Annotated in this window: 13 protein-coding genes; 7 read left to right on the top strand and 6 right to left on the bottom strand. The window is 55.7% G+C overall.

The annotated features are described in order from the left end of the window. Positions 1-6 precede the first annotated feature (6 nt). From RRF55_RS00760 to rmf, 5 genes are all read left to right on the top strand, one after another. Positions 7-1914, top strand: a complete 1908-nt coding sequence (locus RRF55_RS00760) for an ABC transporter ATP-binding protein (RefSeq protein WP_004147848.1) — start codon at positions 7-9, stop codon at positions 1912-1914. Between the two features lie 14 nt (positions 1915-1928). Continuing rightward, positions 1929-3197, top strand: a complete 1269-nt coding sequence (gene pqiA / locus RRF55_RS00755) for a membrane integrity-associated transporter subunit PqiA (protein WP_002898387.1) — start codon at positions 1929-1931, stop codon at positions 3195-3197. After that, entirely contained in the window at positions 3187-4824 is a 1638-nt protein-coding gene (gene pqiB, locus RRF55_RS00750; protein WP_002898390.1) for an intermembrane transport protein PqiB, read from the top strand. Before pqiA ends, pqiB begins: the two co-directional genes overlap by 11 nt. Then, positions 4824-5387: a membrane integrity-associated transporter subunit PqiC gene (pqiC, locus tag RRF55_RS00745; protein WP_002898392.1), complete on the top strand. Its 564-nt coding sequence runs from the start codon at positions 4824-4826 to the stop codon at positions 5385-5387. The genes pqiB and pqiC overlap by 1 nt, the downstream gene beginning before the upstream one ends. A gap of 254 nt (positions 5388-5641) precedes the next feature. Further along, positions 5642-5809, top strand: a complete 168-nt coding sequence (gene rmf / locus RRF55_RS00740) for a ribosome modulation factor (protein WP_002898396.1) — start codon at positions 5642-5644, stop codon at positions 5807-5809. Between the two features lie 68 nt (positions 5810-5877). Here rmf and fabA read toward each other — a convergent pair whose 3' ends face one another. Next, positions 5878-6396: a bifunctional 3-hydroxydecanoyl-ACP dehydratase/trans-2-decenoyl-ACP isomerase gene (gene fabA / locus RRF55_RS00735; protein WP_002898398.1), complete on the bottom strand. Its 519-nt coding sequence runs from the start codon at positions 6394-6396 to the stop codon at positions 5878-5880. 69 nt (positions 6397-6465) lie between these two features. Then, positions 6466-8223: an AAA family ATPase gene (locus RRF55_RS00730; RefSeq protein WP_032414743.1), complete on the bottom strand. Its 1758-nt coding sequence runs from the start codon at positions 8221-8223 to the stop codon at positions 6466-6468. A 185-nt stretch (positions 8224-8408) separates the two neighbouring features. On the opposite strand from RRF55_RS00730, the gene matP reads away from it, so the two are divergent. Then, a complete protein-coding gene (matP, locus tag RRF55_RS00725) occupies positions 8409-8861 on the top strand; it encodes a macrodomain Ter protein MatP (RefSeq protein ID WP_002898404.1) in 453 nt (150 codons plus the stop codon). Between the two features lie 131 nt (positions 8862-8992). Here the strand turns inward: matP and ompA are convergent, their stop codons facing one another. Together ompA and sulA are read right to left on the bottom strand one after the other, a co-directional pair. Continuing rightward, positions 8993-10063, bottom strand: a complete 1071-nt coding sequence (ompA, locus tag RRF55_RS00720; RefSeq protein WP_002898408.1) for a porin OmpA — start codon at positions 10061-10063, stop codon at positions 8993-8995. A 352-nt stretch (positions 10064-10415) separates the two neighbouring features. After that, positions 10416-10925 (bottom strand): SOS-induced cell division inhibitor SulA, encoded by a 510-nt coding sequence (gene sulA, locus RRF55_RS00715; RefSeq protein ID WP_002898418.1) that lies wholly within the window; start codon positions 10923-10925, stop codon positions 10416-10418. A 348-nt stretch (positions 10926-11273) separates the two neighbouring features. Between sulA and RRF55_RS00710 the strand changes: the two genes are divergently transcribed. Then, positions 11274-11870: a TfoX/Sxy family DNA transformation protein gene (locus RRF55_RS00710; RefSeq protein ID WP_004150836.1), complete on the top strand. Its 597-nt coding sequence runs from the start codon at positions 11274-11276 to the stop codon at positions 11868-11870. 13 nt (positions 11871-11883) lie between these two features. Here RRF55_RS00710 and yccS read toward each other — a convergent pair whose 3' ends face one another. Together yccS and RRF55_RS00700 are read right to left on the bottom strand one after the other, a co-directional pair. Further along, entirely contained in the window at positions 11884-14019 is a 2136-nt protein-coding gene (gene yccS / locus RRF55_RS00705) for a YccS family putative transporter (protein WP_002898422.1), read from the bottom strand. A gap of 17 nt (positions 14020-14036) precedes the next feature. Beyond that, complete coding sequence (locus tag RRF55_RS00700) at positions 14037-14483, bottom strand: YccF domain-containing protein (RefSeq protein WP_002898425.1); 447 nt, start codon at positions 14481-14483, stop codon at positions 14037-14039. Between the last annotated feature and the right edge of the window lie 62 nt (positions 14484-14545).

The raw sequence follows: 14545 nt of genomic DNA, 5'->3' as shown, positions 1-14545 counted from the left end.
TAAATAATGTCACTGATTAGTATGCACGGCGCCTGGCTTTCCTTCAGCGATGCGCCGCTGCTGGATAATGCCGAGCTGCATATTGAAGATAACGAACGCGTCTGCCTCGTCGGACGCAACGGCGCCGGTAAATCTACCCTGATGAAGATCCTCAACCGCGAACAGGGGCTGGATGACGGACGCATCATTTATGAACAGGACCTGATCGTGGCGCGTCTGCAGCAGGATCCGCCGCGGAACGTTGCTGGTACGGTGTACGATTTTGTCGCCGAAGGGATCGCCGAGCAGGCGGCTTATCTGAAAGCCTACCATGACGTGTCGCATCAGGTGATGACCGATCCGAGCGACAAAAATTTAAATGAACTGGCGCGCCTGCAGGAGCAGCTCGATAACCTGGGACTATGGCAGCTGGACAGCCGCATTAACGAAGTGATTGAGCAGCTGGGCCTTGACGCCAATGCGCAGCTGGCGTCGCTGTCCGGTGGCTGGCTACGTAAAGCGGCGCTGGGCCGCGCCCTGGTCAGTGGGCCGCGCGTGCTGCTGCTGGATGAGCCCACTAACCACCTCGATATCGAAACCATCGACTGGCTGGAAGGTTTCCTGAAAACCTTTAAAGGCACGATTATCTTTATTTCGCATGACCGTTCCTTTATCCGCAATATGGCGACGCGCATTGTCGACCTCGATCGTGGCAAGCTGGTGACCTATCCGGGAAATTACGATCAGTATCTCCTCGATAAAGAAGAAGCCCTGCGGGTCGAAGAACTGCAGAATGCGGAATTTGACCGCAAGCTGGCCCAGGAAGAGGTGTGGATCCGTCAGGGTATCAAAGCGCGCCGGACCCGTAACGAAGGCCGAGTCCGCGCGCTGAAGGCGATGCGCCGCGAGCGCGGTGAGCGCCGGGAAGTGATGGGCAGCGCGAAGATGCAGGTTGAGGAGGCTTCCCGTTCCGGCAAAATCGTCTTTGAGATGGAAAACGTCAACTATCAGGTTGACGGCAAAGTGCTGGTGAAGGATTTCTCCGCACAGATCCAGCGCGGCGACAAGATCGCCCTGATCGGCCCCAACGGCTGCGGGAAAACCACGTTGCTGAAGCTGATGCTCGGCCAGCTGCAGGCCGACAGCGGGCGGATCCATGTTGGCACCAAGCTGGAGGTCGCCTACTTCGACCAGCACCGCGCGGAGTTGGATCCGGATAAAACGGTGATGGACAACCTGGCGGAAGGCAAACAGGAGGTAATGGTTAACGGTAAACCACGCCATGTGCTGGGTTATCTACAGGACTTCCTGTTCCATCCAAAACGAGCGATGACCCCGGTACGTGCGCTTTCCGGAGGGGAACGTAACCGCCTGCTGCTGGCCCGGCTGTTCCTGAAACCCAGCAATCTGCTGATCCTTGATGAACCGACTAACGACCTCGATGTTGAAACGCTGGAGCTGCTGGAAGAGCTGATCGATGGCTATCAGGGGACCGTGATGCTGGTGAGCCACGATCGTCAGTTTGTCGACAATACCGTGACCGAGTGCTGGATCTTCGAAGGCGGCGGTCGTATTGGCCAGTACGTCGGCGGCTATCACGACGCCCGCGGTCAGCAGGCCCAGTCTTTGGCGCAAAAGCAGACGGTCGTTAAAAAAACGACGGAAGTCGCTCAGCCAAAAGCAGAAACTGTCAAACGCGGCGGGAACAAACTAAGCTATAACCTGCAGCGCGAGCTGGAACAACTGCCGCAGAAGCTGGAGGCTCTCGAGGCCGAACTGCAGACGTTGCAGGATCAGGTTGCCGATCCCGATTTCTTCGGGCAACCGCACGATCGCACGCAGCAGGTGCTGGCGCAGCTGGCCGAAGCGGAGCAGGCGCTGGAAGCGGCCTTTGAACGCTGGGAATATCTCGAAGGATTAAAGAACGGCGCCTGAGCTGAGGAGTTGTCATGTGCGATCATCATCATGCTGCGCGACATATTCTATGTCCCCAATGTGATTTGCTGGTGGCTTTGCCGCAGCTTGAGCATCGCCAGAAAGCCGCCTGCCCGCGCTGCGGTACAACGTTAACCACCACGTGGGACGCGCCTCGCCAGCGTCCCACGGCGTATGCGCTGGTCGCGCTGTTTATGCTGCTGCTGGCCAACCTGTTCCCTTTTATCTATATGAAAGTGGGCGGCATCAGTAGCGAAATAGAGCTGCTGGAAATTCCCAACGTACTGTTTACCGAGGATTACGCCAGTCTCGGGACTTTCTTTTTACTCTTTGTTCAATTAGTGCCGGCGTTTTGCCTGGTCACCATTTTGCTGCTGGTTAATCGGGTCAGAATGCCTGCCGGCCTGAAGACGTTCCTTGCGCGAATTCTCTTTCAACTGAAAACCTGGGGCATGGCGGAGATCTTTCTTGCCGGCGTGCTGGTGAGCTTCGTCAAGCTGATGGCCTACGGTGATATTGGCATCGGTCTGAGCTTTGTTCCCTGGTGTATGTTTTGCCTGCTGCAGTTACGTACTTTTCAGTGCGTCGACCGCCGCTGGCTATGGGATGATATTGCCCCCATGCCGGCCATTACCCAGCCGCTGAAGGTCGGGGTGACCGGTATCCGTCAGGGGCTGCGCTCCTGTGCCTGCTGTACGGCGGTGTTGCCGGTCGATCAGACCGCCTGCCCGCGCTGTAACAGTAAAGGAACGGCGCGGCGCAAAAATAGCCTGCAGTGGACGCTGGCGCTGCTGGTGACGTCATTTATCCTTTATCTCCCTGCCAACATTATGCCGATCATGATCACCGATCTGCTGGGCGATAAAATGCCATCGACCATTATGGCCGGGGTGATTTTACTGTGGAGCGAAGGTTCATATCCGGTGGCGCTGGTGATCTTTATCGCCAGTATTATGGTGCCGACGCTGAAGATGATCGCTATCGCCTGGTTATGCTGGAACGCCAACGGCAACGGCGCGCGAGATTCGGAGCGCATGCATCTGATCTATGAGGTGGTGGAATTTGTTGGCCGCTGGTCAATGATTGACGTTTTTGTCATCGCCGTGCTCTCTGCGCTGGTCCGTATGGGAGGGTTAATGAATATCTATCCAGCCATCGGCGCGGTCATGTTTGCGCTGGTGGTGGTGATGACCATGTTTTCAGCCATGACATTTGATCCCCGTTTACTGTGGGATCGTGAGCCAGATTCAAGCCATGAGGAAATACAACAACATGGAAAATAAGAGCGGAGAAGCGAAAGTGCAGAAGGTGAAGAACTGGTCACCGGTGTGGATCTTCCCTATCGTCACTGCGCTGATCGGGGCATGGATCCTGTTTTATCATTACAGCCATCAGGGGCCTGAGGTCACGCTGATCACCACCAATGCGGAAGGGATTGAAGGGGGAAAAACCCGGATCAAGAGCCGCAGCGTAGACGTTGGGGTGGTGGAGAGCGCGACGCTGACCGACGATCTCACCCACGTGGAAATCAAAGCCCGCCTCAATTCCGGGATGCAGAAGCTGCTGCACAACGATTCCGTCTTCTGGGTGGTAAAGCCGCAGGTTGGGCGCGAGGGGATCAGCGGTCTTGGGACATTGTTGTCCGGGGCCTATATTGAACTGCAGCCAGGAACGAAAGGTTCGGTGCCAGCGCAGTATCCGCTACTGGATTCTCCGCCGCTGGCCTCGCCGGATGCCAAGGGGATCCGTATTCTGCTGGAAAGCAGCAAGGCGGGCCAGCTGTCGCCGGGCGATCCGGTGTTGTTCCGCGGCTATCGCGTGGGGTCAGTGGAAACCAGCACCTTCGACACGCAGAAACGTCGTATTACTTACCAGCTGTTCATCAATGCGCCGAACGATCGCCTGGTGACCACCAACGTTCGTTTCTGGAAGGACAGCGGGATCGCTGTAGATTTGACCTCGGCGGGGATGCGCGTCGAGATGGGCTCGCTGTCGACGCTGTTTGGCGGCGGGGTGAGCTTCGATATTCCTGAAGGACTGGACCTCGGCGAGCCGGTGGCGAATAAAACGGAATACCATCTGTTTGACGATCAAAAGAGCATTCAGGATTCAGTCTTTACCGAGCATATCGATTACGTCATGTTCTTCAAAGACTCGGTTCGCGGCCTGCAGCCGGGCGCGCCGGTGGAGTTCCGCGGTATCCGTCTGGGCACCGTCGGCAAAGTGCCGTTCTTTATTCCGGGGCTGAAGCAGCGTTTGAACGATGACTATCGTATTCCAGTGGAAGTGCGGGTTGAACCGCAACGGCTGATTAATCAGCTTGGCGGTGATCCGAATATTCGCGCCCACATTGACGATCTGATCAACCGCGGACTGCGCGGCTCGCTGAAAACCGGTAACCTGGTGACCGGCGCGCTGTATATCGATCTCGACTTCTATCCGAAGGCGCCCCCGCGCGGGAAAATACAGGAGTTTAACGGCTATCCGATTATCCCGACCATCAGCGGTGGACTGGCACAGATCCAGCAGCGTCTGATGGATGCGCTGGATAAGATTAATAACCTGCCGATTAATCCGCTGCTGGAGCAGGCGACCAGCACCCTGGCGCAGAGCGAGAAGACGATGCAGCACGTGCAGACCACGCTGGATAATCTGAATAAGATCACCTCCAGCCAGTCAATGCAGCAGCTGCCCGCCGATATGCAGACGACGCTGCGTGAACTGAACCGTAGCATGCAGGGCTTCCAGCCGGGCTCTGCGGCCTACAATAAGATGGTGGCCGATATGCAGCGTCTGGATCAGGTGCTGCGTGAGCTGCAGCCGGTTCTGAAAACGCTAAATGATAAGAGCAATGCGCTGGTATTTGAGGCGAAGGATAAAAAAGATCCACAGCCGAAGGGAGCGAAATAATGAAAAAATGGTTACTGGCGGCAGCCGTATGCGTACTGACGGCGTGCAGTAGCGGCGGGGAAAGCAAGACATACTATCAGCTACCGGTTGTGCAGGGCGGCGCGCAGAGCGCCGCCAGTCAGGGGGCACGTCTGCTGTGGGTAGAGCAGGTCAGCATCCCGGATTATCTGGCGGGTAACGGGGTGGTCTATCAGACCACCGACGTGCAGTATGTGATCGCCAATAATAATCTGTGGGCCAGTCCGCTGGATCAGCAGCTGCGCACTACGCTGGTGGCAAATCTCAGCCAGCAGTTGCCCGGCTGGGTAGTGTCGTCCCAGCCGCTGGGGAGCGAGCAGGATACCCTCAACGTTGCGGTCAATGGCTTTCATGGTCGCTATGACGGGCGGGTTATCGTTAGCGGTGAGTGGCTGCTGAAGCATCAGGGACAGCTGATTAAGCGCCCGTTTAACATCGTCCTCAGGCAGGAACAGGATGGTTATGACGCGATGGTCAAGACCCTGGCGCAGGCGTGGAGCCAGGAGGCGGCTGCCATTGCCAGCGAGCTTAATCGTCTGCCATAAGTAAAATTCATCATAATGACCTGCCGCGCGGTTCACCTGGGCCGCGCGGCATTTTTTTTTGCCAGGTCAGTTCGTTACCGGCGGCTACGCCGAGCGAACAAAAAATGAACTCTTATATAGGTCACAAATATGACACTGGCGTGAATTTTGCGCATTGACGTTGCCTTCTTTTCGCGGTATTCGTAACCCGTGGCTGCACAATTTGCGACCACTGTTTTCTTTTCCACCAGATCAAAGAATGAGGGAAACGAGGCATGAAGAGACAAAAACGAGATCGCCTGGAACGGGCACACCAACGCGGATATCAGGCGGGTATCGCGGGAAGATCGAAAGAAATGTGTCCATACCAGAGCCTGAATCAACGCTCATGGTGGCTGGGAGGCTGGCGAGAAGCCATGGAGGACAGGGTACTAACGGCCTGACACTGTCTCTTTAAAAAAGAAGCCTCCGCATAGCGGGGGCTTCGCCTTTTAATCGCTGCTGAATGTTATCAGAAAGCGGAAGTATCCTGGAACAGACCCACTTTCAGATCGTTCGCGGTGTAGATCAGACGATCGTCAACCAGCACTTCACCATCCGCAAGTCCCATAATCAGACGACGGTTAACAATGCGCTTGAAGTGGATACGGTAGGTGACTTTTTTCGCGGTCGGCAGAACCTGACCGGTAAATTTCACTTCGCCAACGCCCAGCGCGCGGCCTTTGCCTTCGCCGCCCAGCCAGCCAAGATAGAACCCGACCAGCTGCCACATAGCATCCAGGCCCAGGCAGCCCGGCATCACCGGATCGCCGATAAAGTGGCAACCGAAGAACCACAGGTCAGGATTGATGTCGAGTTCTGCCTCAACATAACCTTTATCGTAGTTACCACCGGTTTCGGTCATTTTGATGACGCGGTCCATCATCAGCATGTTTGGTGCCGGTAACTGCGGGCCTTTCGCGCCGAACAGTTCACCACGACCAGAGGCAAGAAGATCTTCTTTTGTATAGGATTCGCGTTTATCTACCATGTTTTCAGTAAGCCTTATTTTAAGTTCGGGACGCAGGATAGCTAACACGTGTAAGCTGAACAAGTCCGATCAGTTAGAACTTGTCCCACCTAACCAGCGTAGCGGCCACGGAAAACGATGGCGAGTCTCTTGCTGGGTCGCCTGCGCTATCCGCTCCTGAATGGTTTGTCGCAGCGTCTGTCCTTCACCGTCCCACATCAGCTGGGTCAACATCGGCAGCGCTTCGGTAATATCGTCAATGGCCCAGATAGCAAACTGGTTGTCGGCAACGGCCTGACGTAGCTCGTGGCTCAGGCTGAGATGACGAACGTTGGCGGCAGGGATAATCACTCCCTGTTTGCCGGTTAAACCGCGCTGCTGACAGATAGTGAAGAAGCCTTCAATTTTCTCGTTCAGGCCGCCGACCGGCTGCACGCGACCAAACTGGTCGACGGAGCCGGTGATCGCGATGCTCTGATTTATCGGTACATTGGCCAGGGCGCTGATTAAGGCGCAGAGTTCCGCCATGGAGGCACTGTCGCCATCCACTTCACTGTAAGACTGCTCAAAGGTCAGCGAAGCAGTGAAGGGAAGCTGCTGCTCCAGCTCCAGCTCGGACATCAGAAAAGCCTGCATGATCATCATGCCTTTCGCATGAATGTTACCGCCCAGCTCGGCTTTACGTTCGACGTCGATAAATTCGCCATCGCCAATGTGCACGACGCAGCTGATGCGTGAAGGTTCACCGAACGCGCGTGGATGACCGGGGAATTCGATCACCGACAGGGCGTTGATCTGCCCGACGCATTCGCCTTCGGTTTCAATCAGGATCTGTTCCTGCAGGATTTCATCCTGCATACGCTCCGCCAGGTAGCCTTCACGCCATACCCGGCGCGCCAGCATGGTCTGCATCGCTTCGCCGGTAATCTCCTCTCCTTCGCAGAAGGCGGCAGCCTCCCGCAGCTGGCGGGTTATCCATAGCGGACTGAGCGGCAGGGTCTCCTGGTCGCCGGTATAGCGCGTTCCCTCATCGATCAGCAGAGGCCAGGCATCGGCTGCCGGGCCCGGCAGCGCCAGCTGCTGCGCATTCTGCCATACCCACTGGCACCAGGCCTTTAGCGTGTCGGCGTCAGCAAACTGCAGAGTGTCTTCATACTCGCTATAGATCGCCTGCGCAGCCAGCTCCGGCTCCATTTCCTGGAAATCGGCCAGCGATTCGCGTTCGCCCACCAGGATGATTTTCAGACTCAGCGGCATAGAGGGAATGCTGACCGGCAGCGGACGCGATTCATCCATAGAAAGCCAGTCAAAGCGCTGACGAGTCACCATATTTTTCAGACGCACCCACAGCAGCGGTTGCGCCAGCAGTGTACGTAGCGAAAGCACAAGCACGCCGCCGTTGGCCTGATGGACCAGCCCAGGCTGGAGGGTGATTGCACCGTTAAACTGGCGTACGCAGCCAAACAGCTGTTCCGCTTCTACCCAATCGGCCATCACGACCGGGGCAGTGCTGGCGAAATTATCCTCAGCGCCCTGCGCCGGTGCGAGCGTCACCTGAGCGTCGGTTACCTCATAGCGGACGCCGTAAAGCGGTGCGGCAGGCTCGTGCAGAGTCCGGGTTTCAGCCGCCAGCCATTGCAGATATTCCGGCTCTTCAGGGGCTTTCACCAGCATGATGGAGGAGACTGCCGGCGTGTACAGCAGCTGCTCAAGCCCATAGAACAAACGCGGCTGCAGATCGCCCGAGAGGGAGGGGGCCGGATGGGAAAGTTCAGCTTGAGCAAACAGCGCCTGGTAAGCTTCCAGATCAGGCGCAAGGTCGGTTCGGGTCAGTTTCGTAATGGTCAAAGTCGCTGTTTTTTAGTTAGATGTAAAGCGCGCAATTATACCTGATGCCGCGACCGAGCACACGGAGGATTATGGTTACCCTGATGATTACCCGGTCGCAGACTTCACGAATAATGATTTATATTCAGCACATCAGAAAAAAACTGATATCCTGAAATGAGTTACACGGTCACATTGAGATCGCAATGAAATATCAACAACTGGAAAATCTTGAAAGCGGCTGGAAATGGAAATATCTGGTAAAGAAGCACCGGGAAGGTGAGCTGATTACCCGCTACATTGAGGCCAGCGCTGCGCAAGCTGCGGTAGATGACTTGCTGACGCTCGAGAATGAACCTGTGCTGGTGCATGCCTGGATTGAGCAGCATATGAATCCGGCGCTGATGAACCGCATGAAGCAGACTATCCGCGCGCGACGGAAACGCCATTTTAACGCTGAGCATCAGCATACGCGTAAGAAGTCTATCGACCTTGAGTTTGTCGTTTGGCAGCGTCTTGCTGGCCTGGCGCAGCGGCGGGGCAAAACCTTGTCTGAAACCATCGTCCAGCTGATTGAAGATGCCGAGCACAAAGAGAAATATGCCAGCAAAATGTCGAGCCTGAAGCACGATCTGCAGGTACTGTTAGGGAAAGAATAGCCAGGTAGGATCGTCGATCCGCCTGCTGGTGGTTGCCCTGGCCGGGGGCTGCTTCACAGCTCTCAGCCGCTAAAGTGGGCGAGAGGGCATAAAAAAAACCCGCCGAAGCGGGTTTTTTTATCGGTTATAACTTAAGCCGCCGGCTGAGTTACAACTTCTTTGTAGCCTTTAACTTCGATCTCTACACGACGATCCGGAGCCAGGCAATCGATCAGGGCAGCGCGAGCTTTCACGTTGTCACAGGTGTTGCCAGTAACCGGGTTGGATTCACCCATGCCGCGAGCGGAGATTTTGCCAGCCGGGATGCCTTTAGCAACCAGGTAGTCAACAACGGACTGAGCACGTTTCTCAGACAGCTGCTGGTTGTAAGCTTCGGAACCGATGCGGTCGGTGTAGCCCAGAACAACAGCGGAACCGTCTTTCGGATCCATGTTGCTCAGCTGAGTGTACAGCTGATCCAGAGCCTGCTGACCTTCCGGTTTCAGGGTAGCTTTGTTGAAGTTGAACAGAACGTCAGACTTCAGGGTGAAGTGCTTGGTAGCCACTTCCGGAGCCGGAGCCGGAGCCGGAGCAACAACCGGTGCAGCATCTTCCTGACCGAAGCGGTAGGAAACGCCCAGGCTCAGCATGCCGTTATCAGGACGGGTACCCACAGTGCCCGCGTCGCCGATGTTGTTAACCCACTGGTATTCCAGACGGGTAGCGATGTCACGAGTAACAGCCCACTCTACGCCGCCAGCAAATACTGGGGAAACGCCAGTGTCGTGTTCGCTACGGGAAACGCCGGTAGAAGCGTAGTTGCCTTTGGAGTCAGCGCGCCAAACCATGCCGCCCAGACGGGTGTAGATGTCCAGATCGTCAGTGATTGGGTAACCCAGTTTAGCGGTCAGCTGAACGCCCTGAGCTTTGAAAGCACCGTTGTCAACGCTGCCTTTATATGCCATACGGCCCAGCCAGTCATAACCCATTTCGAAACCGAGGTACGGGTTAACCTGGTAACCACCGAACGCGCCAGCACCAAGCTGATCGTTACGGGTCGGACCGTTGTTGTTCTGGAAACCGTTACCGTAGAAACCGGTGTCGTGATACTGGGACCAACCCAGTTTACCACCTGCATACCAGGTGTTATCTTTCGGAGCGGCCTGCGCTACGGTAGCGAAGCCAGCCAGTGCCACTGCAATCGCGATAGCTGTCTTTTTCATTTTTTGCGCCTCATTATCATCCAAAATTCGCCATGAAGTTACAAAAGACCTCACGGTTAAATCCTTCACCGGGGGCGTGACTTGTTGTTAACTATGCTGATACATGCAGCGTAAGCCGATCACCCCTGGCGATGTAAAGTCTACAACTTAGTTCGAAACTTACAAGTGTGAACTCTGTCAGGCATATGAAAAAAAAGGGTTGTGTACACAATATTTAACAAATATGGTTGATTTTCGTACACGAAAAAAAGACAGAAATCCCCGTGTGGCAGGCATTCCGCGAAAAAGACCATAAAAAACGCTGTACCTTTCCCAGCGGTAAAAAAAATTCCAGGAATAATCCTAATTTCACTCAATGATACAAATTTGAGTGAATTTTTAGCCCGCTGAGTTGTCTGCCGAGCGTGCCCTGATTTCGCACCGGGCGCATGATGAATCCCATCGCGGACCCTACCTGGGCAGCGTTAACGAGACGTTCGTGTTCGTCAGCGGTTAACTCCTCCGCCAGCCAGCAGATAACCACACTATAATTACCCGTGCGCAGGGCACGGATCATTGAGTCTATGGTATGGCTGGGAGAGAGCTGGCTAATTTGCATGACCTTGGACAGCGGCAGACCGGCGGACTGAACCCATTCGCGGCTGAGCTTTTGTTGCGGCGTGAGCCACAGCTGCCAGCGCGACTGTTGACCCAGCTGCTGTAATAAAGGTAGCAGCAATAACTGCGTCATCATGGGTTGATCTTCACGATAGACAATTTCACTGATCAGCCCATTGGTGTTCTGTTCGCCAGAACGATGAGCGTAGTGGCCTGCCGGAGCAGAAGCCTGTGCTGAACGGTTTGCGTGAGCTGAAGTAAACATAGTCTATCCCGCCTTTAGTTACTGTATGCATATACAGTATCTTCGCCAGGGGAAAAGATCAACCGCAATTTGCCATTTTGCTGCCGGGAATTTAATCGCTTCTCGTGGTTCCGTATCTGTCAAGAGAAGCCCCTGCATTATCCAATCCTTAACGCGCGCTAATGGTTTCATTTCTCCCTGTCGATTGCTGCAACGCTTGCGATTTTCTGAAAGCGTCTCGCAAAACCGCATTCTGGTGAAAAAGTCGGCGAAAATCATCTTGCTGCTGCCCGGGAAGTCCCTTATGTTTTCTCTTAGCGGATCCGTTAACAACTTAAGTTTAATTACATGATTAACAAAGGAATGATCATGAGAAAACTAGTTTGTCCGCGGCTCCCGCAATTTCAGGCCTGCGTCTCACCGCTGGGTCAACTGCATACTCGTCCGCTCTTTGGCGGCTACAGCCTGGCTATTGATGATACGGTGTTTGCGATGGTGGCCGAGGGGAACATTTATCTGAAGGCCTGCGAGCAGAGCGCTGCTTATCGGGTGGAACATCGTAATCCTCTGTTAACGCTGCGCCGACACGGCCGCATAGTGCCGCTGAAGTATTATCAAATTGACGACACTTTATGGCGCGATGAGCAGCAGCTTTTTCGGCTATCGCTACTGTCGTGGCAGAGTGCGCAGCGCGAAAAGAACTACCGACGGGCGTCGGGCCGCCTGAAGGATTTACCTAATATCAGCTTTCATATGGAATTGCAGCTGATTCACGCGGGCATACCGGACGTTAGGACGTTGCGGGAAGTTGGTGCGCAGGAGGCATGGTTGAGGCTACGCGTAAATAATGCTTCTTTATCGCTGAGCGTATTGCTGGCGCTGGAGGGGGCGATTGCCGGGGTACATGCCGCCGCGCTCCCGACGCCACGGCGTCAGGAGCTTCTCGAATGGGCGGCTACCCGGTAGCGGAAAAGCCTTGTTATTCGGTTTGGGCGTGGACCCGTTGCTGCAGGCGGCAGATTTCAGGCAGCAGCGCCAGCAGCAGGCCAATCTGCTGTAAGACCAAGGGTTCCTTACTGTCCGCGCGCGGTTCCAGATGATGGATCCGGCTTTGCAGGCTGTTCAAAGCCTGTTGCACCCGCTGTTCATCCGCGGGGGTATGATGCAAGGCATCATCCACATAACAGACTGCATCATCCAGCAGGGCGAGGATTTCCGGCGTGGACAGTTTTTCCCGATGCGCGCCAAGAGCGGAGATATAGCTGGTGAACGTGTGGTTGAGGCATAGCAGACGAAAGGCGGTTTCTCGCTGGGTGGCATCCGCGCGTGGTTCAGTCGATAAGTTCGAGACGACGGAGGCCAGCTCAGCATCACGGTTGTAGGCGTCACGACGCGCGACACGGTAGGCCAGCCGGTTGTCGCGGCCCTGATGATACTGCTCCAGAATCGCGTCCAGATAGCGGCAGTTCGCGTTCATTGCCCGGTCCAGCACCCGCGGCAGGTTGCGGAATTTCCAGTCCGGCCAGATGAAGCTGACCGCTGCCCAGGCGATGGCGCAGCCGATCAGCGTATCAATGATACGCGGCAGCGCGACTTCAAAGCCCTCGCCAAGCAGGTTAAAGCACAGCAGCACCAGCAGCGTAATAAACATCGTGGCATGGGCGTACTGCACGTTACGGAAGGCAAAAAACAGCACGCCGGTCAGGACGATCAACAGCAGTTGCCCTTCAACAGAGGGAACCAGCAGCAGGACCGGCAGGCCGATCGCCACCCCAACCAGCGTGCCGATAATCCTTAGCGCCAGGCGATGGCGGGTGGCGTTATAGTTCGGCTGACAGACGAACAGGCTGGTTAGCAGGATCCAGTAGCCATGCTGGAGCCCGGTAAACTGGATAAAGGCATAGCCGGCGCAGAGCACCAACGACATACGTACTGCGTGGCGGAAAAGGGCCGACTCTGGCGACATATTGCGCTGCAGGCGCAGCCAGATATCGCTCAGACCGCCGAGTCTGTCGTCGGCCAGCAGCGTCTCGGTATTACTCCCGGCAGGCGCGGTGGTTTGCACCGATTCAATGGTGGCCAGCTGAGCATCGATAGCGCGCAGGTTATTCAGTAAATACCCGAGGGCGTTGAGCTGCTCGTCGGATGCGCCGCCGGCGCGCACGCGCTCAAGTGCCGCATCGAGATGCATGAACGCCCGTTCAAAATGGGCATCATGCTGATAGGGTTCGCGTAACAGAATCGCCCGCGACAGTTTCTGGCAGGCCTGCGCCTGCATCGAAAGCATACGCTGGAAACGGAACATCACATCGCTATAGCGAAATTGATCGCGTAGGGTTTGATACTGAATATGCGATGAGCTGGCGCGTTCATGAATATCCTGGGCCACAAAGTAGTACTGCAGGGTGCGGCGGGTGCCGCGCTGACCCCGATCGCCTCGCAGTCGGGTTAGCAGCGAGACCTTGGTTTGGTTAAGCGTAGCTACCAGCTGGCCATTAGCGAGCGCCAGATCGTACAGCGGCGCCTGGCTCTCATCCTCAAGGTCAGGATCAAACAGCCGGGATTTGAGCTCAAGATAGCGGGCCAGCTGCTCATAGCTACGCGCCAGGTTGTCCTGCAATGGACGAATCGGAAAGATCAGGTGCCCGGACAGCGTCAGCAGGTTGTACCACACGGCCCCCGCCAGCAGGAACAACGGCTGCAGATACCAATGATCGTACAGCGTGACGCCGAGCATGGTGTAGATGGCGATAAGCAGGGCGCCGAAGGCAATGGTCGCATAGCGCTGACCGAGGCCGCCAAGCAAAATAAAGCCGATGGTAGACACGGTCAAACCAAGGGCAAACAGCGGCGGCCACGGAAACAGCAGCTCCACGGAGGCGGAGGCGATAAAAAAGCAAACCAGAGTAATGGCAAGATTACGCAGACGGCCGGCCAGACGGTCGTCAAGGTCGGTCAGAGCCGCAGCCACGACGCCGAGGGTGAGGGGGATGGTCAGTTTGACTTCGCCGATCCACCAGGGAAACAGCGTTGTGCCGCAGAGCGCGATAAAAATTCGTACGTTATAAAGCCAGGCGCTGTTCCAGGTGTAGCGGCGTAGCAGGGGGCTAATCATGTCCGTGTTCCGTTCGGTTACTGAAAGCGACGACGCGCATTGGCTTCACGCGCAGCACGCGCGGTTTCCACAGAAACGACCCGGCGACCCACCGGCCAGAGGGCGATGGCGGCGATTTTGAAATTCGCGATCCCCACCGGGATGCCTATGATAGTCAGGCACTGAGCTATACCGCTGAAAATGTGCATCAGGCAGAGCCACCAGCCGAAAAAAATGAACCACAGAATGTTCAGAACGGTACCGCCGGCGTTCAGTAGACCGTTTTTGCGCCCCGGCTCGAGCTCGTCAACATGAATCGCCTCGTTACCGTAGGGAAATAACGAAAGGCGAGTGATTTCCCAGCAGGAACGAGTCAGCGGCAGCGTGACAATCAGAATGATGCTGACCAGGGTGGCGAGTAGCCAGCCTAGAGTGGTGGCGAAACCGCCAAGGATAAAGTTCAAAATATTCAGAATGGTACGCATAAAGCCTCGGTTTTGCCCGGTGGATAATAAGACCTGATGATTGTAACGTTTTTTTGCGCTGG

This window comes from Klebsiella sp. K47, assembly GCF_051858335.1.
Classification (GTDB): domain Bacteria; phylum Pseudomonadota; class Gammaproteobacteria; order Enterobacterales; family Enterobacteriaceae; genus Klebsiella; species Klebsiella pneumoniae.
Note: the sequence above shows the minus strand (reverse complement) of the source record. Positions and strands in the feature narration are given on the sequence as shown.

What these genes read in the sequence shown, in the direction of transcription:
- RRF55_RS00760 (WP_004147848.1), top strand. Translation starts at nt 7, where the DNA reads ATGTCACTGATTAGTATGCACGGCGCCTGGCTTTCCTTCAGCGATGCG.
- pqiA (WP_002898387.1), top strand. Translation starts at nt 1,929, where the DNA reads ATGTGCGATCATCATCATGCTGCGCGACATATTCTATGTCCCCAATGT.
- pqiB (WP_002898390.1), top strand. Translation starts at nt 3,187, where the DNA reads ATGGAAAATAAGAGCGGAGAAGCGAAAGTGCAGAAGGTGAAGAACTGG.
- pqiC (WP_002898392.1), top strand. Translation starts at nt 4,824, where the DNA reads ATGAAAAAATGGTTACTGGCGGCAGCCGTATGCGTACTGACGGCGTGC.
- rmf (WP_002898396.1), top strand. Translation starts at nt 5,642, where the DNA reads ATGAAGAGACAAAAACGAGATCGCCTGGAACGGGCACACCAACGCGGA.
- fabA (WP_002898398.1), bottom strand. Translation starts at nt 6,396, where the DNA reads ATGGTAGATAAACGCGAATCCTATACAAAAGAAGATCTTCTTGCCTCT.
- matP (WP_002898404.1), top strand. Translation starts at nt 8,409, where the DNA reads ATGAAATATCAACAACTGGAAAATCTTGAAAGCGGCTGGAAATGGAAA.
- ompA (WP_002898408.1), bottom strand. Translation starts at nt 10,063, where the DNA reads ATGAAAAAGACAGCTATCGCGATTGCAGTGGCACTGGCTGGCTTCGCT.
- sulA (WP_002898418.1), bottom strand. Translation starts at nt 10,925, where the DNA reads ATGTTTACTTCAGCTCACGCAAACCGTTCAGCACAGGCTTCTGCTCCG.
- RRF55_RS00710 (WP_004150836.1), top strand. Translation starts at nt 11,274, where the DNA reads ATGAGAAAACTAGTTTGTCCGCGGCTCCCGCAATTTCAGGCCTGCGTC.
- yccS (WP_002898422.1), bottom strand. Translation starts at nt 14,019, where the DNA reads ATGATTAGCCCCCTGCTACGCCGCTACACCTGGAACAGCGCCTGGCTT.
- RRF55_RS00700 (WP_002898425.1), bottom strand. Translation starts at nt 14,483, where the DNA reads ATGCGTACCATTCTGAATATTTTGAACTTTATCCTTGGCGGTTTCGCC.